Annotated in this window: 25 protein-coding genes, 2 tRNA genes and 2 pseudogenes; 9 read left to right on the forward strand and 20 right to left on the reverse strand. The window is 56.4% G+C overall.

Annotated elements, in window-relative coordinates:
* Nucleotides 1-19: 19 nt before the first annotated feature.
* A complete protein-coding gene (glsA, locus tag WMO46_RS08535; protein WP_349094199.1) occupies nucleotides 20-1,003 on the reverse strand; it encodes a glutaminase A in 984 nt (327 codons plus the stop codon).
* An 8-nt stretch (nucleotides 1,004-1,011) separates the two neighbouring features.
* On the reverse strand, nucleotides 1,012-2,541 hold the full coding sequence (gene gadC / locus WMO46_RS08540; protein WP_341463178.1) for a putative glutamine/gamma-aminobutyrate antiporter GadC: 1,530 nt from the start codon (nucleotides 2,539-2,541) through the stop codon (nucleotides 1,012-1,014).
* 141 nt (nucleotides 2,542-2,682) lie between these two features.
* Between gadC and WMO46_RS08545 the strand changes: the two genes are divergently transcribed.
* From WMO46_RS08545 to WMO46_RS08555, 3 genes are all read left to right on the forward strand, one after another.
* Nucleotides 2,683-3,612 (forward strand): DUF5106 domain-containing protein, encoded by a 930-nt coding sequence (locus WMO46_RS08545; RefSeq protein WP_129651993.1) that lies wholly within the window; start codon nucleotides 2,683-2,685, stop codon nucleotides 3,610-3,612.
* A gap of 184 nt (nucleotides 3,613-3,796) precedes the next feature.
* Nucleotides 3,797-4,351, forward strand: a complete 555-nt coding sequence (locus WMO46_RS08550) for an NADH peroxidase (RefSeq protein WP_129651994.1) — start codon at nucleotides 3,797-3,799, stop codon at nucleotides 4,349-4,351.
* A gap of 128 nt (nucleotides 4,352-4,479) precedes the next feature.
* Entirely contained in the window at nucleotides 4,480-5,214 is a 735-nt protein-coding gene (locus WMO46_RS08555; RefSeq protein ID WP_349094200.1) for a DUF5036 family protein, read from the forward strand.
* 53 nt (nucleotides 5,215-5,267) lie between these two features.
* Here WMO46_RS08555 and WMO46_RS08560 read toward each other — a convergent pair whose 3' ends face one another.
* Nucleotides 5,268-5,603, reverse strand: a complete 336-nt coding sequence (locus tag WMO46_RS08560; RefSeq protein ID WP_019150598.1) for a hypothetical protein — start codon at nucleotides 5,601-5,603, stop codon at nucleotides 5,268-5,270.
* A gap of 13 nt (nucleotides 5,604-5,616) precedes the next feature.
* Complete coding sequence (locus tag WMO46_RS08565) at nucleotides 5,617-5,826, reverse strand: YtxH domain-containing protein (RefSeq protein WP_019150597.1); 210 nt, start codon at nucleotides 5,824-5,826, stop codon at nucleotides 5,617-5,619.
* Between the two features lie 69 nt (nucleotides 5,827-5,895).
* Here WMO46_RS08565 and WMO46_RS08570 point away from each other — a divergent pair, with 69 nt between their 5' ends.
* Entirely contained in the window at nucleotides 5,896-6,405 is a 510-nt protein-coding gene (locus WMO46_RS08570) for an SLOG family protein (RefSeq protein WP_019150596.1), read from the forward strand.
* A 48-nt stretch (nucleotides 6,406-6,453) separates the two neighbouring features.
* Here WMO46_RS08570 and WMO46_RS08575 read toward each other — a convergent pair whose 3' ends face one another.
* From WMO46_RS08575 to WMO46_RS08585, 3 genes are all read right to left on the reverse strand, one after another.
* Nucleotides 6,454-7,344 (reverse strand): hypothetical protein, encoded by an 891-nt coding sequence (locus WMO46_RS08575; protein ID WP_349094201.1) that lies wholly within the window; start codon nucleotides 7,342-7,344, stop codon nucleotides 6,454-6,456.
* Between the two features lie 87 nt (nucleotides 7,345-7,431).
* A complete protein-coding gene (locus WMO46_RS08580; RefSeq protein ID WP_019150583.1) occupies nucleotides 7,432-8,667 on the reverse strand; it encodes a 6-phosphofructokinase in 1,236 nt (411 codons plus the stop codon).
* Between the two features lie 158 nt (nucleotides 8,668-8,825).
* Complete coding sequence (locus WMO46_RS08585; RefSeq protein WP_019150582.1) at nucleotides 8,826-9,026, reverse strand: cold-shock protein; 201 nt, start codon at nucleotides 9,024-9,026, stop codon at nucleotides 8,826-8,828.
* 430 nt (nucleotides 9,027-9,456) lie between these two features.
* Between WMO46_RS08585 and WMO46_RS08590 the strand changes: the two genes are divergently transcribed.
* The 5 genes from WMO46_RS08590 to WMO46_RS08610 all read left to right on the forward strand — a co-directional run bounded on the left by WMO46_RS08590 (nucleotide 9,457) and on the right by WMO46_RS08610 (nucleotide 12,671).
* Nucleotides 9,457-9,723 carry a hypothetical protein gene (locus tag WMO46_RS08590; RefSeq protein ID WP_019150567.1) on the forward strand — a complete coding sequence of 89 codons (267 nt, stop codon included), beginning with the start codon at nucleotides 9,457-9,459 and terminating at the stop codon, nucleotides 9,721-9,723.
* Between the two features lie 3 nt (nucleotides 9,724-9,726).
* On the forward strand, nucleotides 9,727-10,800 hold the full coding sequence (locus WMO46_RS08595; protein WP_349094202.1) for a TIGR04133 family radical SAM/SPASM protein: 1,074 nt from the start codon (nucleotides 9,727-9,729) through the stop codon (nucleotides 10,798-10,800).
* A 105-nt stretch (nucleotides 10,801-10,905) separates the two neighbouring features.
* A tRNA-Pro gene (locus WMO46_RS08600) sits at nucleotides 10,906-10,980 on the forward strand.
* Nucleotides 10,981-11,038: 58 nt separating this feature from the next.
* A tRNA-Pro gene (locus WMO46_RS08605) sits at nucleotides 11,039-11,112 on the forward strand.
* A 296-nt stretch (nucleotides 11,113-11,408) separates the two neighbouring features.
* Nucleotides 11,409-12,671, forward strand: coding sequence for a site-specific integrase (locus WMO46_RS08610; RefSeq protein WP_019150768.1), 1,263 nt, complete (start codon nucleotides 11,409-11,411; stop codon nucleotides 12,669-12,671).
* Between the two features lie 42 nt (nucleotides 12,672-12,713).
* On the opposite strand, the gene WMO46_RS08615 is transcribed toward WMO46_RS08610, so the two are convergent.
* From WMO46_RS08615 to WMO46_RS08675, 13 genes and pseudogenes are all read right to left on the reverse strand, one after another.
* Complete coding sequence (locus tag WMO46_RS08615) at nucleotides 12,714-13,016, reverse strand: helix-turn-helix domain-containing protein (protein ID WP_278564094.1); 303 nt, start codon at nucleotides 13,014-13,016, stop codon at nucleotides 12,714-12,716.
* Nucleotide 13,017: 1 nt separating this feature from the next.
* Nucleotides 13,018-13,167 (reverse strand): annotated as a pseudogene (locus WMO46_RS08620) (helix-turn-helix domain-containing protein); the annotation flags it as partial.
* A 158-nt stretch (nucleotides 13,168-13,325) separates the two neighbouring features.
* A complete protein-coding gene (locus WMO46_RS08625) occupies nucleotides 13,326-13,685 on the reverse strand; it encodes a hypothetical protein (protein WP_349094203.1) in 360 nt (119 codons plus the stop codon).
* 122 nt (nucleotides 13,686-13,807) lie between these two features.
* Nucleotides 13,808-15,058 (reverse strand): DUF6047 family protein, encoded by a 1,251-nt coding sequence (locus WMO46_RS08630; RefSeq protein ID WP_349094204.1) that lies wholly within the window; start codon nucleotides 15,056-15,058, stop codon nucleotides 13,808-13,810.
* A 6-nt stretch (nucleotides 15,059-15,064) separates the two neighbouring features.
* Nucleotides 15,065-15,262, reverse strand: coding sequence for a PIN domain-containing protein (locus tag WMO46_RS08635; protein ID WP_349094205.1), 198 nt, complete (start codon nucleotides 15,260-15,262; stop codon nucleotides 15,065-15,067).
* An 11-nt stretch (nucleotides 15,263-15,273) separates the two neighbouring features.
* A complete protein-coding gene (locus WMO46_RS08640; RefSeq protein WP_349094206.1) occupies nucleotides 15,274-16,164 on the reverse strand; it encodes a radical SAM protein in 891 nt (296 codons plus the stop codon).
* Between the two features lie 2 nt (nucleotides 16,165-16,166).
* Nucleotides 16,167-17,825, reverse strand: a pseudogene (locus WMO46_RS08645) (hypothetical protein).
* Between the two features lie 2 nt (nucleotides 17,826-17,827).
* Complete coding sequence (locus tag WMO46_RS08650; protein ID WP_349094207.1) at nucleotides 17,828-18,382, reverse strand: DUF3575 domain-containing protein; 555 nt, start codon at nucleotides 18,380-18,382, stop codon at nucleotides 17,828-17,830.
* Nucleotides 18,383-18,395: 13 nt separating this feature from the next.
* A complete protein-coding gene (locus tag WMO46_RS08655; protein WP_349094208.1) occupies nucleotides 18,396-20,531 on the reverse strand; it encodes a DUF4906 domain-containing protein in 2,136 nt (711 codons plus the stop codon).
* Between the two features lie 62 nt (nucleotides 20,532-20,593).
* Nucleotides 20,594-21,424 carry a FimB/Mfa2 family fimbrial subunit gene (locus tag WMO46_RS08660; protein WP_278963095.1) on the reverse strand — a complete coding sequence of 277 codons (831 nt, stop codon included), beginning with the start codon at nucleotides 21,422-21,424 and terminating at the stop codon, nucleotides 20,594-20,596.
* Nucleotides 21,425-21,433: 9 nt separating this feature from the next.
* The gene (locus WMO46_RS08665; protein ID WP_302570955.1) at nucleotides 21,434-21,616 is read right to left on the reverse strand and encodes a hypothetical protein; all 183 of its coding nucleotides are present in this window, start codon (nucleotides 21,614-21,616) and stop codon (nucleotides 21,434-21,436) included.
* Between the two features lie 224 nt (nucleotides 21,617-21,840).
* Nucleotides 21,841-22,440, reverse strand: a complete 600-nt coding sequence (locus WMO46_RS08670; protein ID WP_141413422.1) for an RteC domain-containing protein — start codon at nucleotides 22,438-22,440, stop codon at nucleotides 21,841-21,843.
* A 227-nt stretch (nucleotides 22,441-22,667) separates the two neighbouring features.
* A partial coding sequence (locus WMO46_RS08675) for a beta-galactosidase small subunit-related protein (protein WP_458693328.1) occupies nucleotides 22,668-23,114 on the reverse strand: 447 nt, incomplete at its 5' end.

Raw genomic sequence — 23,114 nt, forward strand, 5'->3', positions numbered from 1 at the left:
GTTGCGGTCAGGTCTTTGCCTATGCCTGCACCGGTTCCTTTTCGGCCATCACGCAGCGCGTCGTGCCGAAGAGGTTGAGATTGAGGTGCCCGGCGATGAATGCCAGCGCCTTCTGGGCCTTCACCGAATTGCCGGCCTCGTCCAGCGGGGGAGCGAACGCCGCCACGCCCATCACGCCCGGCACGACGCCCATGATGCCGCCGCCGACGCCCGTTTTGGCGGGGAGCCCCGTCGTGAAGAGCCAGTCGCCCGTGTGCTCGTAGAACCCCACGGTCGCCATCATCGAGGCGATCTTGGGCGTGAGCTCGGGTTTGAACACCTCTTTTTTGGTCACGGGGTTCACGCCGCTGTTGGCGATCGTCGCGGACATCGTGGCCAGCTGCTTGGCTGTCACGCCGATCGAACACTGCCGCGTGTAGATGTCCAGCGCCATGTCGGGATCGTCGTAGATGCGGTTGTAATTCTTCAGCAGCCACGCGATCGACTTGTTGTTGAAATTGGTCGCTGTTTCCGACTTGTAGAGTTCGTCGATCACTTCGACCTCCGACCCTGCGAGGTCGGCGATGAACGAGACGATGGCTTTCCACTTGCCGTCGCTGTCGCCCACGGGTTTGACCATCGAGCAGGCCGAGATGGCTCCGGCGTTGACCAGCGGCGTCGAGGGATGGTCGTTTTCCAGCAGGATGGCCATGATCGAGTTGAAGGGCAGCCCCGTTGCGTCGGCGCCGATCTTGTCGAGGACCTCCTGACCGCTGTACTGGTTCATGGCGAGGATCGCCGTCGGGACCTTCGACACCGATTCGATGCCGAATTTGTAGTCCACGTCGCCCACGGCCACTACGTCGCCGTCGGGCAGGCAGGCCGCGATGCCGAAGAGGTTCGACGGCACGTCGGCCAGATAGGGGATATAGTCGGCGTTCTTGCCGCCCGTTTCGTTCTTGCAGCGTTCGTAGGCCGTTCGAAGGGCTTCCTGAACCGCTTTTTTGTCGATTTTCTGAATCATGTCGTTCCTTATTTTGTCGATTGGTTATTGTTCGCCGCGGGCTGGCTCTGCGCCGGAGCCGCGGCTTTGGCCTGCACTTCCCAGTGGAAGGGGGCGAATTCGGCGGCGGCCTGCGGGTCTCTCCACGACGGCTTGCGCAGGGCGTAGATCACGAACGGGGCGCCTACGACGACCACGCATCCGATGACGAGCACCGAGAACCAGACGGTGTTGCTGCCCGTTGCGATCTGGCTGGGCGGCACGAAGCTCAGGACGAAGGCTAGCAATGCGCCGCAGAAGCCGAGACATCCGAGGAGCCACATCAGGCCGTTTTTCTTGCCCAGACGGAACGGGCGGGGCGTGTCCTTCATCTTGTACCGCAGGACGATGGCTGCCGAGAACATCAGCATGTACATGATGAGGTAGAGCAGCACGGTGAGCTGCGAGAGAATCTGGTAGAACGACTGCACCGAGGGCATCACGACGAACAGCAGCGCCAGCAGCGTCACGACGCATCCCTGGATCAGCAGGATGTTTTTCTGCACGCCGTTCTTGTTGGTTTTCTGGAAGAACGGGGGCAGGTAGCCGGCCTTGCCCACGGCGAAGATACCCTTCGAGGGGCCTGCCACCCAGGTCAGCACGCCGGCCAGCACGCCGAACATCAGGGCGATGGCGATGATCGGTCCGGCCCACGAGATGTGGAGGTAGTGGAAATAGTTGTCGAATCCGACCAGCAGCGACTGCGTGAGGCTGATGTCCTTGGCGGGGATGATGAATCCCAGCGAGAAGGTGCCCAGCACGAAGATGCAGACCGTGACGAGCGAACCGATGATGATGGCTTTGGGGTAGTTGCGCGACGGATTCTTCACGTCCATCACGTGAATGCCCATCATCTCCATACCCGCATAGAAGAGGAAGATGCTGCTGGCCAGCACGAGGTTGTTGAATTTCGACAGGTCGGGGAAGAAGCCCTGCGACATGTCCATATGGTTATGCCCGCCGGTCGAGATGTAGATGATGCCGAGGACGATCAGCAGTCCCGCGGGAATGATCGTGCCGATCATACCGCCCCATTTGCTGATCTTTCCGACCCATCCGAGGCCCTTGAGCGCGATGAACGTGGCGAGCCAGTAGATGGCCAGCACCATGCAGAGCGTGAAGACCTTGTTCGAGGCCAGCACCGCGTCGTGCACGTCGTTCATGCCGATGAAGGCGATCGACACGGCTCCGAAGGTCAGCACCGTGGGGTACCAGATCGTCGATTCGATCCATTGGAGCCAGATGGCCAGGAATCCCGTGCGGGCTCCGTAAGCCTCGCCGACCCAGCGGAAGACGCCGCCCTGTTTGTCGGAGAACATCGCGGCCAGCTCTGCGGCGACCATGGCCGTCGGGATGAGGAACACGATTGCAGCGAACAGGTAGTAGAACGCCGACGAAAGTCCGTAGACCGCCTCGGCAGGCAGTCCGCGCAGACTCACTACGGCCGTCACGTTCATAATCGCAAGTGTCATGACACTCAGTTTGAACCCTGTGCTTGTGGTAGTTTTTTTTACATCCATAGTGAATAAATTTGGTTTTTTTGACGCTGCGGAGTGTTGCAACTACCGTGCAAAACCGCCGTTCGGCGGGGTTCGGGGCTTTCGGTTGCACGATTGTCGCCCGAAATGCGTATATTTGCATGTAAAATCGTATTTCAGCCTATGCGACGCATTCTGATCTCTCTTCTGGCCCTCCTGTGCATGGCCTCGTGCGGCCGCCGCCGGAACGCTCCCGCGCAGGAGGCCGCGGCGGACTCCCGTCCGCGGGTCTTCCTGCCCGCCATCGCTCCGTCGAGCCTCTCGCCCGACGAGCGGCGCGACTACCTGCGCGTGCACTACTGGGACCGCTTCGACTTCACCGATACGCTCTTCACCGTCCGGGCCGACACGCTGCAAATGGTCGAGGCTTATGCCCGCTACATTGCGCTGATCTCCGACCGTCCGACCGACGGTTCGCCGATCGACTCGCTGATGCGCCGCGCCTCCTCCTCGCGCAAGATGCTCGACTACTTCTCGATGCTCGCCGAGCAGGTGCTCCACGATCCCAATTCGCCGCTGCGCAACGACGAGTTCTACATCCCCGTGTTGCAGGCGCAGCTGCGGAGCCCGTGGTACGACGAATACGAACGCATCGCTCCGCAGTACGATCTGGAGATGGCCATGCAGAACCGGCTGGGGCATCAGGCCAACGATTTCCGCTATACGCTCGCCTCGGGCGCCTCGGGAAACCTCTACGGGCTGCATGCCGAATACGTCCTGCTGTTCATCAACAACCCCGGCTGTCCGATGTGCCGCGAGATCCGCGAGGCGATCACCTCGTCGCCGATGCTCTCGGAGATGATCGAGCGCGGGCGGCTGAAAGTGCTGGCGATCTATCCCGACGAGGACCTCACGGAGTGGCGCGACTACCGCGACCACATCCCTGCGTCGTGGATCAACGCCTATGACAAGGGGTGCGTCATCCGCGAGAAGAGCCTCTACGACCTCCACGCCATTCCGGCGATGTATCTGCTTGACAGCCGCAAGCGCGTGCTGGTGAAGGACTCGACCGACGTGGCGCAGATCGAGGAGGTGATCGACCGCCTCGCCTGAGAGGCGTGTTTTCGGGGCGGAGGTGGGTTCATGCGCTCTTTATCCGGTTCTGCGCCGCGGCTATAAGCGCAGCCTATCCCGCCATCAGAAAAGACGATCGGAAATCCATACGGATTCCGGACGGATTTGCTATCTTTGCGTCACAAACAGAACACAATCACACACACTAAACATTCAGCGTATTATGGCAAAGAAATGGCGTTGTACCGTTTGCGGTTACATCCACGAAGGTCCCGAGGCACCCGATCAGTGCCCGATGTGCAAGGTAGGCAAGGAAAAATTCGTCGAACTGGTGGAGACCGGGGGCGACCTCGATTTCGTGACGGTTCACAAGATCGGCGACGGCAAGGGTGCCAGCCCCGAACTGTGGGAGGGTCTCCAGAATCACTTCATGGGCGAGTGCACCGAGGTGGGCATGTACCTGGCGATGAGCCGTCAGGCCGACCGCGAGGGTTATCCCGAGATCGCCGAGGCTTACAAGCGTTACGCCTGGGAGGAGGCCGAGCACGCCTCGAAGTTCGCCGAGCTGATCGGCGAGGTCGTTTGGGACACCAAGACCAACCTCGAAAAGCGCATGAACGCCGAGTGCGGCGCCTGCGAGGACAAGATGCGTCTGGCCCGTCTGGCCAAGGAGCAGAACCTCGACGCCGTGCACGACACCGTACACGAGATGGCCAAGGACGAAGCCCGTCACGGCAAGGGTTTCGAGGGGCTCTACAAGCGTTACTTCGGCAAATAATTTCCCGATTGCGGAATATACCGGAACGGACCTCTTTGCGAGGTCCGTTCTTTTTCCGGTCCGGACCGGAAAAAGTCTGTGTTTTTTTGTATCTTCGCTGCGGCTACACAACAAAACCGATTGAATCTATGAAGAAGATTTTTCTGCCGCTGCTGCTGGCGGCAGTCGTCGGGGGCGCTCCCTCCTGCTCCGACGATGATGGGACTCCCGGCGATCCCGAAGGGACCGTTTCCCTCAATATGATGGATGAAAGTAACGGCAAAACCGTGTTGGACGATTCGGGCATCTATATCGACAAGGCCCAGAATTTTGTATGCGGCAACAACTGTGTTCTCTTTGCGCTCGGCAAGGTCGGCGGTCTGGGGGCCGTTGCGCCCAAATCGCTGGAGACCTCGACGACGATAGCCGCCGTCGAGGCGGGGCATGGTTACGTGGCCGTGCGTCCGGGGACGCTGAGGTCGTTCCCCTCCGGAAAGATGGCCATGCCCATCGGACGCCGGGATGTGAACTACCTGAAGATCTACGTGGTTTCGCCGCTTACGGCGGAGTCGAAGACCGTCGGTGCGGCGGTCCGATATGTCACGGCCATGCCCGGGACCTACAAGTTGCCCGAGTACGGGAGCACGGCGTTGCGGATCGACCACTCCAACTACGACTATCTCGATCAGGAGGTGGCGTTGTCGCTGCCGGGCGGGGATGTCGAGTGCGATCTCATCGACAACGGCTACGACATCCGCTGCGAGCAGCGCGGCGGGAAGCTCTATATCCGGCTCGGAGGCTGGTTCGCCCGCCGGTTCGAACTTTATCTGCGCAGCCGGGAGAGCTATACGATGGTCTACGTCGATGTGGATGTGCCGTTGTAACGGGCCGTTCCGGATTTGAAAAACGCCGGTGCAACGCAATGCACCGGCGTTTTTCATTTGCTGCGGAATTCTTCGCGCAGCCGGAGGAAGAGGGTAACCTTTTCGGTGAGCCATTCATAGCCTGTCTGCGCTGCGCGGGCCACCTCGTAAACGGTTTCCGCCTGCGAGCGGATGTGATCCACGGCATCCCGGATCGCCAGCAGGTAGATGACGAAGGCGAGGAGGGCGAAAAGTCCGCCCAGAATCAGCGCCGAAACGATGAACGAACCCGTCACGGACGAGAGCCATACGACCAGCGCCGTGAGCAGCAGCAGGACGGCGATGGCCGCCGTCATTGCGAAAAACAGAAGCGAGGCTATGAAACGGCCGCCGGAAGGTTTGTTTTCCATCTTCGGGCGGCGTTTATTTTCCGTCGCACTTGCAGCGCGCCTCTTCGATCTCCTGTTCGACCTTGCCGAGTTTCTCCTTCACGCGGTCGATCTCGTCGTCGATCGAATCCTTGATCTTCTGACGCAGTTCGGGGCCCGACTGGGGCGTGAACAGCATGGTGAGGGCCGATCCGATGATCATACCGCCCACGAGCGATACGATGGCGATTCCTGTGTTTTTCATAGTTGTGAGAGTTTTTGAATTCAGCAGGAAGTTTTGCAAAATTCGGGCCAAAGCCGTATCTTTGAGCATATGATCGCCGATCCCCTCATCTCCGTAGCTTTCAGCGGCCACCGCACCTACCGCGGCGATGCCGCCGGCGCTTTGCGCCGTACCCTGGAGGAGTTGTACGCGCGCGGTTTCCGGACCTTCCTGAGCGGTATGGCCGTGGGGTTCGACCTCGCGGCCGCCGAAGCGGTGCTGGAGCTGCGCGGCCGGAGACCCGATGTCCGGCTGGTCGCCGCGGTTCCCTTCCGGGGACAGGAGGCCCGCTTCCCGCAGGCCGACCGCGAACGCTTCGGGCGGGTGCTGGCCGCCGCCGATGCCGTCGAGGTGCTCTCTCCGGTCTATCACCGGGGGTGTTACGCCGTCCGCAACGATTTTCTGGTCGATCACGCCCGGGTCCTGGTGGCGTGGTACGACGGTTCGCCCGGCGGCACGCGCTATACCGTCCGCCGCGCCCTCGGCCGCGGGCTGGAGATTCTGGACCTCCATCCGGCAGCTCCCGCGCTGCCGGCTCCCGCACCGACGCTCTTCGGATGAAAAAAGGCGGACCCGCCGGGCCCGCCTTTGTCGATGGTGCGAATTTTCCTATTCGGTCGGTTCTGTCAGTTCGATCCCCCGGAGCAGCTCCTCGATGCGCCGGAGCGTGGAGGTTTTGCCGTATTCGTTCGCCGGGTAGCTGATCCCGACGGTGATGAGCGACTGTCCCTGTTTCAGGTCGTAGTTCGTGAAGACGAATCCCGGATATTCCGTCCGGCGGCCTTCGCTGCGCAGCATGTCGATGCCGTTCGCCGTGAAGGGGCGCGAAGCCTTGATGATTCCGCCGTCGTAGTAGACCGAGTCGCGGTTCAGGCAGTAGTCCGAGAGGTCGGCGACGTTCTCCACGTCCGCGTCGATCACGTTTTGCAGGGCGTCGATGTTGAACTCCCATTCGCCGTCGAGGACGTACATCGTGTAACGGGCGTAGGTCGAATCGGTTTCGGGCTCTGCCTCCTCTTCCACGGCGGTGTATCCGGCGGGAATCCGGATTCGCAGCCCGAGGTCCGGGCAGTCGTAGGTCTGTTCGTCGTCGAGCAGCGGCAGTTCGCCGCTTTCGTTCACCAGCTGCGTGGAGAGCACCGAGAGGTATCCGATGAGCAGGGCGGTGCAGACGGCCGCTGCGAGCATGCGCCAGAATGCGGCGTATTCACCCGTGCTGTATTTGATTTTCAGCCAGATGTATAATCCTGTGATTGCCTGCCAGGCACCCCAGAGGATAGCTCCCGTGGCGATGACGTAGCGGCCTCCGGCCTCGGTGAGGTAGTAGGAGATGAAGCTGAAAGCCAGTCCGCCGATGCACCACAGCAGACCGACGAGGATATTCTTTTTCGCTTCGGCGAGCGATGCCGCCGGCTGTCCGGCGGGTTCGGGAGTCGGGGATTCCGGCTCCGCAGGTGTTTCGGGCATCGGCTCGAACACCGGTTCCTGGGTTTGTTTCATGATGGGGTTTCGGGAAAGTGTGCGATGAGTAAAATCCCGGAAAGCGCTTGCGAAGGCTTTCCGGGATTTTATCGGATCGTTGCCGGATTATTTCCAGTTCAGAATCTTGTGGAAGTCGTACTCCTCGGGGTTCTTGACATAAGCCTTGGCGGCTTCGTAGTCTGCCGGGGTGATGGCGTTGATGATGTTCTCCACCACCGACGAGAACTTGTCCGACTTGATGTCCACCAGACGGGGCGGAATCTTGCCCGTCGTGGGGTCTTGCAGGTCCTTGAGGTAGAGCGGCGAGACGTTGCCCTCCGAATCCACGTAAACCATGCAGCCCGTCTTGCCCTCGGCGAAGAGTTTGTGCACGCCGATACCCAGCTCCGAGCAGTAGGTCAGGTCGTAGGCGATCGGGGTCTGGCAGCGGATTTCGTAGCCCAGTTCCACAGGACGGCTCTTGACCTTGAGGCCCAGCTCCTTGAGCTTTTTCTCGATCATCTCGTTGAAGATGTGCGCCTTCGACACCTTGCCCAGCTCGGGATGCCCGTGCTCGTCATAGGTGAAGTGGATGCCGCTCTTGCGGATCTCCTCGTCCGACAGCGCGTGGAACACGCCCTCGGAGATCACGGCGGCACCGTAGTCCATGCCCATGATCTTGCGCTTGATGATTGACGAAATCACCAGGTTGACGATCTTCTCGACGGTGATCTCCGTCTTGTCGAACATCTCGGGAATGACGATCATCGGGTAGTGGCACGCTTCGCCGATGCCGAATGCCAGGTGTCCTGCCGAGCGGCCCATGGCGGCCAGCACGAACCAGTTGCCGCTCGTGCGGGCGTCTACGTAGACGGCGCGGGCGATGACGGCACCTTTGTCCTTGGCCGACTCATAACCGAACGTCGGCGTTCCCTTCGGGAGCGGGAGGTCGTTGTCGATGGTCTTGGGGACGTGGATGTTGGCGATGGGGTATTTCTTGGCCTCGAGGAACTTGGCGATGCGGTTGGCCGTCGAGGCGGTATCGTCGCCGCCGACCGTGACGAGCAGCTTGATGTTGTTGTCGGTGAAGAATTTGAGGTTGAAGTTATTCTCGAAATCCGAATCCTTGGGTTTGAACCGGCTCATTTGCAGGAACGAACCGCCCTGGTTGAAGATGCCGTCGGCCATCGGATAGTCGATGTCCACGGTGCGGGGCGAGGGGTTGAACAGGCCCGTGTAGCCTTCGTGCAGGCCGATCACGCGGTAACCTTTGCGCAGGAACGTTTTTGCGACGCTGCCTACCACGGTGTTCATGCCGGGGGCCGGTCCGCCGCCGGTCAGAATTGCGATTGCTTCTTTCATGGTGTGTTGGGTTTATTGTGTTTTGAACCTGTTATCGGTTTTTTTGACGCCCAAAAGTACGATTTATTTTTCAAACAGGCAAGCGCCTTTCGTCCGGTCCGCGAAAAAGGGGGCCTCCTTCTTGCAGGAAGCCCCCTTTCGATGCCGGTAATTATAGTTTACTCAACTACTTTTACGTTAATGGCCTGTTCGCCTTTGGCACCCGTGCCAATTTCGAACTCTACGACCTGACCTTCGTTGAGTGACTTGAAACCATCCTTAACGATTCCCGAGAAATGTACGAAAATCTCTTTGCCGTTCTCCGCCGTAATGAATCCGTAGCCTTTTTTGCCATCGAACCATTTTACCTTACCTGTCATAAAAAATAGAGAATTAAGTGTTATACGTCAGCAAAGTAAGATAAAAAACATTGGTTTACAAAACTTTTTGGCATGTTTTTTCGCCTTCGGCCGGAAAAATGCCTGCTTTGTGCGCTTGGATACTCCCGCTCGGCAAAGGCAGGTAGATTTGCCTTTGCCCTCGCTTATTCGCACTTTGGCTTCGCCGAAGATACTCCGCCTCGGAAAAAATGCAAGCGAACTTGCCGTTTTTCTCTCGGCTTATTCGTATCTTTGACCTTGTCTTAGATACTCCCGCTCGGCAAAGGCAGGTAGATTTGCCTTTGCCCTCGCTTATTCGCACTTTGGCTTCGCCGAAGATACTCCGCCTCGGAAAAAATGCAAGCGAACTTGCTTTTTTCTCTCGGCTTATTCGTATCTTTGTGCTGTGAATCTCTAACAGCTTGGCGTTATGAACAGAAAACTGAAACTCGCGCTGGCGGCCCTTCTGGGATTCTCCGCGGCCTGCTCGTCGGTGAAGAACGCACCCAAGGACAAGGACGAGACCTCCGACGTGAAGGTCGAACCCGGTCCGTCCAATCCCCGTATCGTGGTCATGTACGGCGTGCGGGTTCCCGACAGCATCCGTATCAAACGTATGGAGCGCCAGCATCCCGATTCGCTGCCTCCGGTTGCCGAACAGCCCCGCGAGGAGGCTCCGACGCCCTCCGGGAAGTAGGCCATGTCGGGCCGCAGACTGGGGCTTCGCAAACGGCTGGCCCTCGATATTTTCTCCGATCTCTATGCTTCGACGGTGCGCGAACACCGTCTCGATACGCTTTTCTGGGAGTGTACGTTGCGCTGCAACCTCTCCTGCCGCCATTGCGGCAGCGACTGCCGCGTGGACTCCGGCGTCGCCGACATGCCGCTGGCCGATTTCCTGAAGGTCCTCGACGAGGAGGTGACGCCCCATGTCGATCCCGCCGACGTGTTGATCATCTTTTCGGGCGGCGAGGTGCTGGTGCGTGCGGACCTGGAGGAGGCCGGCGCCGAGGTCACGCGCCGCGGCTATCCGTGGGGGATGGTGACCAATGGCATGGCCCTGACCCCGGAGCGTTTCCGGCGCCTGCTGGATGCCGGCCTGCGGTCGGTCTCGGTGAGCCTCGACGGCTTCGAGCGCGAGCACAACTACATCCGCGGCCATGCCCGCAGTTACGACCGGGCGCTGGACGCCGTGCGGATGGTCGTGCGCGAACCGTCGCTGTCGTACGACGTGGTGACGTGCGTCACGGGAGCTATGGTCCCGCAGCTGGAGGCTTTCCGCGACATGCTGATCGCCGAGGGGGTGCGTCATTGGCGGCTCTTCTCGATCTTTCCGATGGGGCGTGCCAAGAACGACCCGACGCTGCGGATGACCGATGTGCAGTTCCGCGAGATGCTGGAGTTCATCGCACGCACCCGCCGCGAGGGGCGCATCGACGCCAGCTATGCCTGCGAGGGATTTCTGGGCGGCTACGAGGCCGAGGTCCGCGACCAGTTCTACCAGTGTGCCGCGGGTGTTTCGGTGGCTTCGATCCGCGTCGATGGGGCGATCTCGGGGTGTACGTCGATCCGCGCCAACTACCATCAGGGCAATATCTACCGGGATAAATTCTGGGACGTGTGGCAGAACTGCTTCGAGCCGTTCCGCAACCGCGAGTGGGCGCGCAAGGGCGAATGTGCCGACTGCCGGATGTTCCGCTACTGCCTGGGAGGGGGTATGCACCTGCGCGGCGACGACGGGGAGTTGCTCTATTGCCATTACAAGCGGCTGTAAATGGCGCCCCGCTTCGGCGAAAGGGCAAAATTTTTACGAATAAATTTTGACTTTTCGGATTTTCGGCTTATCTTTGTGCGCTCTTAAATGATAAGGGCACTTGTTCGGGGTGTAGCGCAGTCCGGTTAGCGCGCCAGCTTCGGGAGTTGGAGGTCGCTGGTTCGAATCCAGTCTCCCCGACAAATCGGCAGACTGCCCATGAGGTGGTCTGCTTTTTTCTTTTTTACGACCGTTGTTTCGGAGTGTAGCGCAGTCCGGTAGCGTATCTGGTTTGGGACCAGAGGGTCGCAGGTTCGAATCCTGTCACTCCGACGAACGATGTATGAAACACCCCTCCGGACAACCGGATGAGTGTTTTTTAAGAACGGGGAGGTAAAAAGTGTAAAACGCAGATAATCAAGATGTATAAAATCTGTCTTTTGCACGAATTTCAGGCAGAAGAGCCTGGAAAAGCAGAATTCGACGGGAGTTGCGTTACCAAATCGTAACCCCGTCGAATTACTTTATAATAGCATATATACGACTGAATTACAGTTTCTTGCGCAAATATACGTAATTCTTGAGAACTCAACAACCGATACCTTTGTCACATTAAAAATTGTTGAGTTATGAAAAGCACGTTCAAAGTTCTGTTTTATCTGAAAAAGGATAAAATCTCGAAAGACGGGAAAGTTCCGGTCATGGGCCGCATCACGGTCAATGGCACGCAAGCCGGTTTCAGTTGCAAATTGAATATCGACCCGGCGCTATGGGATGAGAAAACCAATTACTTGAAATCGCAACGAAATACGCTTTCGCGCGAAATTCACCAGACCCTTGAAAACATCAAGGCTCAAATCACTAAACATTATCAGTCGATCTGCGACCGGGATGCGTATGTCACGGCCAATAAGGTCAAGAATGCTTACCACGGTTTCGGCGACCGATATAAAACGCTTATTGCAGCTTTCGATTACCACTTGGACACCATCAAAGCACGAATCGGTCACGACAGAACGCAGCGTACTTACGATAAACTGATGGGAGAACGCTGTTGCCTGATGCGGTATCTGGTTCTGAAAAAACTGGAGGATGTGACCTTAAAGGAGTTGGATGTCACGTTCATCGAAAGATATTACGCATGGATGCTCTCAGACGGACATTGCGGCAAGACAACGGCTTTCGATCGCACCCAGACATTGAAATGTGTTTTATATGTATCCGTTGAGCAAGGCTGGATAGACCGTCATCCCTTTCTGGCGTTCAAATGTGCTCCTGATTATAAGCCCCGCGTGTTCCTGTCCGACGAAGAAATACAGCGGCTTATGAATGTGGAGTTACGCTATCACCGACAGCGGGCCGTGCGGGATATGTTTATTTTCTGTTGTTTCACCGGACTGGCTTATATAGATCTGAAGAATCTGACTTACGATCATATCGTAACAACTCCGACGGGAGAACAATATATCTACAATCGCCGTCAGAAGACCGGTACGCCTTATCACATCATGTTGCTGCCCATTGCGCAGGAACTTATCGAACGATATAGGGGGTATCCGGGTAAGATCGACGAAACGCGGGTCTTTCCCGTGAAAGATCGAAAAAGTATGTGTACAACGATAAAACGTATTGCCCAAAAATGCGGCATCACCAAAAACCTATCGACGCACATCGGTCGCCATACATTCGGAACGACGGTCACATTGGAGAAAGGAGTACCTATCGAAACCGTTTCGGAAATGCTCGGACATAAGCAGATTACGACGACTCAGATCTACGCCAAATTAACCGCCAACAAGATGAAGGAAGACGTACGTCTTCTTACGCAGCGCATCGGTAATCTGTATGAACTCACACAGCCTACGACCCGGCTGCTTTCCAAAGAGGCTTAACCCTAAACGAACGGCGACCAGACTGATCTGGTCGCCGTTCGTTTACTTATTCCAGGGCCGGAAGTCGCGGTAGTTTTTCTTCAGCACCTCGAAGATCCCGGATTCGGGATAGAGGATTTTCCCGCCGAGCGTCGTATAGGGAATCGCTTTCGTATCCCGCAAGGTCTGCAACGTCCGTTTGCACACATGGAAGCGTCTACAAATCTCATCTCCGGTCAGATAATGCTCCTGACCGATCGTCGGCCGCAAATGTTTCATGGCCGTTTCGATCTCGCGCGTGGTTTGCACCATCCAATCCGTCAGTTCCTTGAACTCTTCGGATCGCTTCGTGATAACGTCCGACATACTATCTGCGGATCAGAGCTTCGCGGATGACCCGTTCGATGTCGGTCTCCCGGTAATAGAATTTGGAACCTATCGTGGAATACGGAATGATTCCCCGGTCGCGGTAATTCTGCAAAGCCCGCTGCGAAATGTGCAGCGCCTCGCATACTTCCTGCGTGCTGAGTCATTTCTCCCGTGTGGGCGGGGCTACTTTACGGTATAATTCCGTTACGGCGACCGACAGGCCGCACAGACGCCTTCTCAGTTCCAGATAGGCATCGTGTTCCATCATGGTTACTTCCATAAGTCGAATGTTTTATGAATCGGTATTTAATAAAATTTGAGTGCTGGCGTCGGTGGTCGTTTTGCCTCATTCCTTCGTTTCAAATCCGGTGCACACAGCCGGATTTGCCGCCGTGCCGAATAATAATCTGCTCTATGCATCAGCTTTTCGGCTTCCGGCGTAAAGAGCGATATACCTTTCATCGCCGCATAATACGCCTCGTCGTTCGCCACGACATGACAGGGTTGTAACTTCAGACGAGTCAATTCCGGCAATAATTTCCGCATGTATAGTTCATCGGGCCGCTTCGTTTCTTCCGTCGTCGCATGGAAGGATGCTTCCGGAGGCAGATCGTATTGCAGATAGAACAGGTTTTCGAGCGCCCGTCCGGGTGTCGTCTTTTTCAACTCTTCGGAGATGTGATGCCTGAAACCCTCTTCGCCGTTCGTTCCGACAGCGAAACATACGGCATGCAGCGTTCAGTCGAGCGTCAGGTAAATACTTCGTATCCGGTCTTCCCGCATATCCGTTACATTTTTATTGCGGCACGTTTGCCGCTGACAGGACGGGAATGCCGCAGCCTTCGTTCCGTTTCCCGCCTTTTGGTTGCGGTGCCCGTTCCGGGCAGGGAAACATGCTGTTTCACATCCGGCGATGACTCCTTGTGTTCCGTCAGGAATCTCCCGTTCTGAATGTTGTATTCCGTGCGAAGAATACCCGCTGCGATTTCACGGGCCTGCTGCTGCAAGGCACCGTATCCGAAGTCGTGCGTCGATTGCCGGTTTCCCATACGCGCCCGGTCGCAATCCCGGAGTTTCGACGCCACCTCGGAAAAGAACTCTCGGTGTCCGAAACGATGCAGCCCGTCGTCGGCCACAGATGCGGCATACCCGTTTTCCGCGATATACAACAGCGTCGCGAGATCGTGATTGCCTGACGATATCTGTGTCCGGTTCCCGGCAACGAACCTCTCGAAGTCTTCGTAGCACGGCGATATGGAATATGTTGCCGAACATACGCCTTCCGAAAGTACCGATGTCGGAATCCGCTTCTCCTCGGTAAAACTGTATCGGGATCTCTCCAGTCCCGGATACTCGCTTTTCAGATCGCTTTTCACGAATTTGTCTATACACTTGTCCGCCATCGCGGCGATTCGGGGCGGCAAATGTTTCAATTCATAGATTTTCAGCGTATCTGCATCAGTCCGCATTCCGAAGAAGCGATCCGTCATGTATTGCATATAGCAGTACATGGCCCGCCGGCCTTTGGGCGTATCGCTGAAGAGATAAGTTCCCTGCGAAGAGGTTACAGCCCGATAGAGCGGTGCATCGTCGGGCGTCGTACGGGCACAATGCATCGTAAATCTCCGGTATTCGGGATCGCGCATCAGCTGTTCCCGCCGCCCTGCCGGAGAGAGGGGCGAAAGACCTTTCGAGAGTGCGAAAGCCGCATCCCGGAGCGAGACGGCCGGTTCGGGGTGTATATCCTGCCGAATAAAAGCCGGAGCCAGCTTCCCGTAAAAATATTCGTTCGTCGTACCCCGGCGGGACGGAATCATTCTGCTGTCGGAAAAGGTCAGATGCAGCAGCGTGTGGTCGGGAACGACCGATGAACGGGAGCAGGCGGCAACCTGCTCCCGCACATAGTCTTCGAAAGGCTGACGGCCGTTTTCGCGGACGGCGATACGCACGGCCTGCATCTGCGGGTTCATCGTAACGAAAACACTCGCCGGAACCTTGCGGTCCAACAAACGGCTGAAAAAATCGTAAATTCGAGACATGACTCTTTAAGAATCAAAAACAGTATTATGCATATCCCAGTCCGGGATATAAACGGTATCGGCTTCGATCACCGGGCAGCGGATAATTTCCACCTCTTCATGTTCATAGACATGGCAGCCTGTAAATAGCGATGCGATAAGCGCGACCGCCGTTGCTGCAAGAAAGCCGTACGCGACGGCATATTTGATTTTCAGTCTGTTCATAAGTTCGATCGTTAAGTTCGTTTTTTTCGGTATTCCTCATAATCCACGGAGTGGAACAGCGGCTTGCGGTTGCACCAGTAGGCCAGCCGCCATTGCTCCCGCGAGGGTTTCCCCTCGTATTCGAAATCCCGGTACGGTTGCGCGAAAGACTGGCAACCCAATGCTTTCAGCTCCCGGATACGTCCGAGCGCATCTTCGATATCATCTCTTATCAGCACATAGAAGAAGAGCTTCCGGGCCGGAACGCCGTGCTTACGGAGGAGTTCTATGGCTTTATGAACGTCATCCTGCATGGCACGGCTGTCGTAGGCCATACGCAGAAAACGTATCCATTTGACCCGTGCGAGCAGTTCCGCAATCTCCGGCGTGCGGGCGATACGCCGGGCATCGAGCCCCTGGTTGAAATCTACCCGGATGCCCATGCGGACGATCTTCTCGATCTGCATAAGTCCCCATGCCGAAGCCAAGACATTGTTGTCGAGCAACACGGCGCTCCGGCGTCCGTCGAGAAACTCCCCGATGTCGGCATGTGCCCGGACTTCACCTTCCTTATGGGGCACGACGCACCACGGGCAGCGGTTCACGCATCCGCGCGTGAGAAACCCATAGGCTTCTTTGACTCCATAAAGCGAGTAATCCGGACATATATGCTCGATCTCTTCGGGAAGCATTGTCGCATAGTCCCTGTAACCCGTTCCGGCACGCACGACCTCGCAATCGTAACGATCCGTGCAGTCCCGAGAAAAGGTAAAGACCTTCAACATATAGATCTTGTCGTAACGACCCGCCACGGGATCGGCGAACTCCACCGTATCGCCTCGGCGCTTGTGCCATGCCGAGAGTTTCATCAGCGCGAGGTTCGGGAAGTTGTGCCCGTCCACATCCACCAGTCCGATCCGCATGGCTATTGTTTTAAGAGTTCAGCAATCTCCGGATCGAGGTTTCCGCGATACTCCATACGCTCGTCCAAGCGGCAGGCTTCGAGGAAATGGCAGCGGCCCTCGGCTTTACGTCCCAAGCGTGAGCAACCGATAGCTTTCAGATACTCCGTTACGGCATCTTTCGGCATCGCGGCCAACAGCTCCAATGCCCGCTCGTTGTGATCCATCGACAGATGCGCCACGACCGTATTGCGGTCGTTGTAGTCGTTGAGAATATAGAGCGCCTTGGCGTATTTGCGCTTCCGTAACAACTCCACCCCGCGGGCATAGGCCGTATCCAATTCCGTGGTATGGATCGTGTCCTTGACCATTCCTTTGCGACGCAAATTGTAGCGGAAATTCACGGCCCGAAGCTGCGGGTAGATCACCGAACGGATATAGGCATACTCTTGGGGGAACCGTTGTCGGATGGCCTGCTCCCGTCGGTCGGGATTCTTCTCCGCAGCGATCAGTTCCAGAATAGCGTCACGGTTTACGACCTCCCGGTCTGTTCGGATGCGGTTTATCAACTCCTGCCAGTCTTCAGCTACCCACCGCACGGTCAGCATCGTGTCGATGCTTCTGCCGTATCAGCGGACAAGGTAGCGTTTCAATGCCTGCGCCCGGCCGCGAGCCAAGATGTTATTCGCGGCATAACTCCCCTCGGGTGATGCCGCAGCCGTCAGCGTGATGGTATCGACGTAAAACTCCTGCTGTTCGACGATCCGCCGCATCAGGTCGGTGATCTTGTCCAACTGCCGCCGATTGTCACCCAGCGTATCGACCACGCGGGTATCGCCCACAAAGAACTGAATGTAGTTGCGATCCTCGACAGTTACGAACTTGTCGATGACCTTGATGCGGTAACGCGGCAAGGTATCGACGAAGGAGAGCATCGAGGATACGACATAGCTCAACGTATCGGACGGCGGCAGACAGTAGGCGCTGTCATCCACGGCCAAGACCTGCCCTTGAAGCGTTACCAGCATCTTCTTCGAGGTCTCGTCGGTCTTCACCGCTTGGGAATAGTAATATGTAACGGCACTCCGGCCTTCGACCAGTGAATCGAGGCGGGCGCCCTCCGGATAGGGAAACTTCACGAAGCGGTTGAAGGCCGCCTCACGCCCCACAGTGTCGGGGCGGAAGCGTTCGACATAGGTTTCATACTGCCAGTAGTCGCGCTCTTGCAGCAGCGAGAACCGTCCGCCGCGGATCACCAGATCTTCGAGCGCCACGGATTCGTCGGGCTTGTGCAGAATGGGTGTAATGACCACGCTGCGGCTCTTGCCCAACAACTGCTTGGGCAGCGTCACGATGAAATCCAGTACGACGTGCCCGTTGCGTTCGGGAACCGACCGCATGCGCGAGATGACCGTTACCTGCTCGATTTGAACGGACATGACGCGCTCGCCGTCGGCAAGCGTATCTACGGGCGCGAGATAGAACGTGTCGCTGTCGCGTTGGAGCTTCACAACCTGCGGGCGGCTGTCCTGCTGCCGCTGCTGCCGGTCGGTGCGAGTAAGCTGCGAGAGCGAGGCTGTCGTCCGATGCCGCTGAAGCCGTCCGGCTACTGAGCAGCCGAACATCATCCACAGGCAGCAGCCGAGAATTGCTCCGGCAATTATGATTTTCCGTTTTTTCATCCTTAAAACAGATAGCTGAATGAAACCTCTAATTTTGTCGGCGCCAGCGTCCAGCGGCGGTTGTGGTAGATGTATTCATCCTCCCAGTCCGAGACGGTCGGGTCGCGCCGGGTATCCTTCGTGCGGTAAAGTCCGACACCGGCTTCTAAGGCCACGTTCCAGCGTTTCGAGAGCATCCACGCATATCCGTAGCTGACACCGAGACCGTAGGCATGACCCTTATAGCGTTTTGTACGGCTTCCGAGGTCATAGCTGACATAAGTGAGGTGCTGCCCGAGAAAATGCCCGACGAAGGATTCGTAGAACCAATAGCGGCCGCCGAGCTGCACGGCATGGAAGTTCATCGAGAGGGATGCGGTATTTACCGGATTCCAGTAGCCGGACAGCTCCAGCGACCAGTTATCCGTCAGGGCCGCTTCGGCCCCGACGTTCAGCGTCGCACTGCACACCGCAAGGGCGTTGGCCCTGACGGCGAAGATCTGTGCCGCAGCCCTGCGGGGCAGACCCCACAAGGCCGCGAGCAGCAGCATGCACAGAATGATTCTTGGTTTGCTCATCGAGATAAAGCATTTACTTCCATGTGATCGAACCTCGGGCCGTCGTACTCTGCCCGTAGTTGTCGGTGACGGTGAATACGATCTCGGTCCTTCCCGACGTATAGCCCGTTGCGGTAAAGGTGTGCGAACCCGCCCCGAGAGTGACGGTGTTTCCGGGCAGCAATCCGGAACCGTTGTAGCCGATCAGGCAATCCTGTCCGGAGATGGCATAGCTGACGGTGTAATTGCCGGTGTATTCCGAACTTGAGATTCTCAATGTCAGCGGGCTCTCGGAATTGATACTTGAAGCGGCCTGTGTCCGCAGCAATGCCGTAGATTTCGGATAGCGCACCTCCTGCGTAAACGACCGCTCGACGCTTTGTCCGAAGCCGTCCGTTACACGCAGCGTAACCGTCAGGCTGCCCGCAGCACGAGGCGTAAAGGAGATGCCGTGCGTCCCGGAAAGAAGCGATACAGCCGATCCGCTTGTTATCCGCTCTCCGTTCGGAAAGGTGAACATAATCTGCGGATCGGAGCAGGTAAGAAGTGCCGTCATGGGATCGGGACTGTCCGTTCCGGAGAGTGTCAGGTTACATTGGGCGCTTACTCCCACCACGAGAGCCGACGGCGGTGTCAATTCGGCTTCGAGAGGCTGGGCATCGGTTCTGAATTTCGGAAAGATCGCGGCTTCGGGCGAGGTCGGAACATAGGCATACGAGGCCGATGTCGAAAGCAGCGTTCGGTAATCCGAAGAGGCATACCATCCTTCAAAACGATACCCGGCATCGGGGACGGCAGTCAGCATGCATCCCTTTTCATGGCACAGGACGACCCGGTCATGCGTCAGGGAAGAAGTTTCAGCGTCATACAATGCTCCGGCGACAGCTGCCGTACCGTTCCCGTTTTCGGCCGTCGCGGGGTGAATATACACGTCGAGGCGGTTAGCGAAGCGGTGTCCGATGTCGAACGACTGCGCGAATCCCGCATCGTCCCCGACCGTGACGGTATAGGCGACCTGCGAGTTCGCAGCCGTATAAATCTCCGGTTTGTAGTTCACGCTGAAGACATTGGGGCCGGGCTGCTCCGTGAGCGTAAGCTCGCAACCATCGCCTATGGGAGAGCCGTTCAGGCAGAACGATCCGGCATCGCCCTGAGTGACACCGATGTGTCCCCGCAACGTCAAAGGCGCAGGACTCCCGTCGATCTCGACGGCGAGCATCTGAGACGGATTGTAGATACAGTAGCCGCCGATTGCATTTTCCTCATAGGTATCGTGCACGTTGACGGCATAGCTGCTTATACGGGTATCGACTTCGTTGTCGCCCAAGATCGAAATATTGAGTCTGTAGTGACAGTTCGCCCGGACATTGAAATCCGAGGTATTGTTACCGCCCAAATAGACGTAATAGGCCAGCACTTTCTCTCCCCGCACAGCGCGGATCAGTAGATACGAAGCATTCGCGGGGGCATTGTCCGGGTTCTTCTGCCGCTGGTCGGTAATGGACGGAACCGTGCCCTGCATATTCGGAAGCAGATAGCAGTTCCCCGAGATCTGCTGTCCCGAAATCCCGCTTTCCGGGCAGTCCGTATAGTCGTCAGGGTCGTCCGACGGCCGGGCCGCCACGTCGAAAACCGATACTGAGCGCGGTACGGAAAGAAGCTGCACGGAGCGAAGCTCGATATCCGCGGGCTCGACGGAGATATTGTAGGAAACCTTCGCCACGCAACGTCGGACCTCGACAGTAGGCAGTGTCAGGATGCCGCCGGGCGAAGGGCTTATCGTAACGTCGCTTTCATAGGACATCGGCAGGACATCGTATTCGTCGGCATGCGCAACAATGAAATCTTCCCATGCCGGGTTTTCACCCAAATCACAGCCCTGATTGGCGACAACGCGCATCCGGTATCCGCCCGGCAGGCACTCGAAACGCAACGTCGCAGAGGTTTGGTAACGGTGCAGGACGCTCTCACCATTGTCGTTGTAAAGATAGAAATTCAAGTCGCGGATGGCGTATTCATCCGCAGAGCGGGTTACGGTCATCAGAGGATCGGGACGAACCGCCATTTCGACCCGAACTTTCGTCGGGCGGCAGCAATCCGCCTCATCCTCGTAGATGCAGCTGCACAGAATGCTCAGCGGAAGCAATAAGATATAAAGAAATCGTTTCATCGTTCGTCAAGAAAAAGGGTCCCGCCCGAAAGACAGAGCGGAACCCGGTGCAACAATTCGGATTATGCTCCGAGATCGACATTCTGCGTTACGGGAGTCTCCCAGTCGGCGACGGTGATTGTCACGGTGCAATCCTGACCTACGAGACCCGTGATATTGGCCGCGACACGGTAGTAGCCGTTTCGGAGAATCTCGCCCGCGGCCTTGCCCGTCAACTCGACCGAATAGGTCACCTCCGAGCGGTCATCCGTAGTCGAGGTGCTGCCGTCCGAATCGTATGTGGCGTTAATTTCCAGCAGGATGCGGTTGCCGGAGGTCAATGTGCCGTTTTCGAAGATGTAGAACAGGCTGTTCATCTTTCCCGAAGCCGTGGCGGGAGTCTGCGTGTGGCTGAAGGTCATGGCCCCGGGTGTCGGCGTTCCGGCCACGACGAGCGACTGCGAGGCGGCACGCGACAGCTTCACGGAGTTGATCGTAAGCGACCCGGCATACTTGTCGGCAAACGACGGGTCGATGGTCGTCTGAAGAGCTACTTTAGCGACAGTGCGTTTGAGCGTGATGCCGACATTGGTCGTGGAGTTCACGGCGCCGACGGTCTGCGATTTCATGCCCGACATCACGAAGCCGCCCGAACGTTTGGCTGAGGTGGATACCTCGGCGAAAGTTCCGTTGTAGGCGTCTGCGGAGTTCTCCACGAGGGCCATAAGGGCCGCCCGGGTCTTGGCCGACGAGGCATCGTAGTTCGCTACGGCGTAGAATGAACAGGGGGTGCTGGCAAGAGATTTGGGTAGGGAGAATGTCGCAGATTTCGCGGCCAGCTCGCTGGATGTTAACTCCCGGCGGATAATGAAGTTGTTGGCATTATCGAAGACGAAAATCGATAGTGACGACAACGAAGACTCTCATGCCTCGGCCGAGGCTGTCGAATCGAAGAAGGAGCGGGTATCGGCGGTATTATCGGTAAGAGTAAGTGCGATACGTGCCCCATCGGTGAAAGAGCTGGGTGAAGATACGACTTCGGTCTCCTTGTTGCAGGAAACGAATGTGGCAGCGAAGACTGCAACAGCAAAAAGGATGTTTTTCATGTTATTTGGATTTTGAATGCAGTGATGCACTATGCATCGCTTTCTGCTGCAAATGTATAATACAAAATCACTGAAAAATACACTTTTCCGGATGCCTCTCGGGAAAAATCAAAAAGTTTTTTATAAAGTATGAAAATATAATCAACTGAAAAATAACCTGTTAAAATTTCGCAAACGGAGAAAAACTTTCTGATTCTCTCGTCCTTGACAGGCCTCCGCACTCTCTATCCCAAGTGTCTTTCAACGACCTGCTCGTAGGCTTTCTTCAATTTATCCAAAAAGGGAGTCACTGCCGTACAGCGGTCGAGCAGCTTGGTTTTCTTTACGTAGACATCGTTGATCGTTATATGGAATATATCGGCCAACGCACGAACAATTTCGATAAAGCGAGCCTTTCGGTCACCGAGCATGATAACCCCGCTTTTATGAATGGCAACAGCAAGTTCCAGCAATTCCTGCTGCGTTCCAATCCATAGCAATTCACCATCCTGGCAGGATAACGGAGACGAGTAGTCATGTCCCGAGGCATATTTCATACTATTACTGACAATATTAATTTCGCAGTCGAGAATATACATAACTTTATAAATAAAGGTCGTCCTTAAGACATTATCTGCATACTGATTGAACATAGGATGAGATAATACGTCAAATTCAATCCGGCCGTAATGCAGTATTCTCAATATTTCATCCCGGTCGTTGCAATTAGCGATCATTTCAGTCATCATCTCTATAAATTCTTTGTAAGCTTGAGTTAATTCTAATAGATTCGATTCATTATGGGATAGCAACGCATATATACGGGTGTCGATAAGCGTTTTCATAATTGAAAAAGTTACAGACTGATTTATAATCGTTGACACTAATTATGAAAATGCCATCGAAATAATATTAAACATGGACTCAAGCCTATAAAGCTACTTTGACAACCAATATAAAAAAGCCCGCATCATAAATGCGGGCTATTAATAACAGAAAAATTATCTCATTTTTGGTTGTTCACAATAGTCCGGAGGAGTATTATTGCAATGAACGCAGATAATATCTTCTTTTATAACGGTCTTATTTTGAATTCGAATTCGTAATTTCCGTAGGGCAGGCGGTATTTCCGGAGTGGGAGTCGTCCCCAGGAATCGACGCACCCCAGACCGTACTGCGCCTTGTCGATGCAGAGCCATACGGCGTCGTCGGGTTCGATCTCCTGCGAATGTCCCTGCTGCTTGGTCAGCCCTTCGTCCAGCGCCTCTTGTGCATAGTGCAGGGCCGAGGCCGAAAAGGGCTCCGAGGCCGTGATCTCCACGCCGCGGCCTGCGATGTCGTGCTGCCGCCAGCGGCGCACGTCGCTCTTGGTTCCGGTCTCCTGCGGACGGATGTAGGGGTAGAACTGCTCGTCCACGGTCTGCCGGTAGCGGCCCACGAGAGCGCCGTCCTTGCGGTCGGCGTAGTTCTCCCACGGCCCGCGGCCGTAGTAGTCGATGCGGTCGTAGGCGGCGGGCAT

Source organism: Alistipes intestinihominis (assembly GCF_040095975.1).
In the GTDB taxonomy this organism is placed as follows: Bacteria; Bacteroidota; Bacteroidia; order Bacteroidales; family Rikenellaceae; genus Alistipes; species Alistipes senegalensis.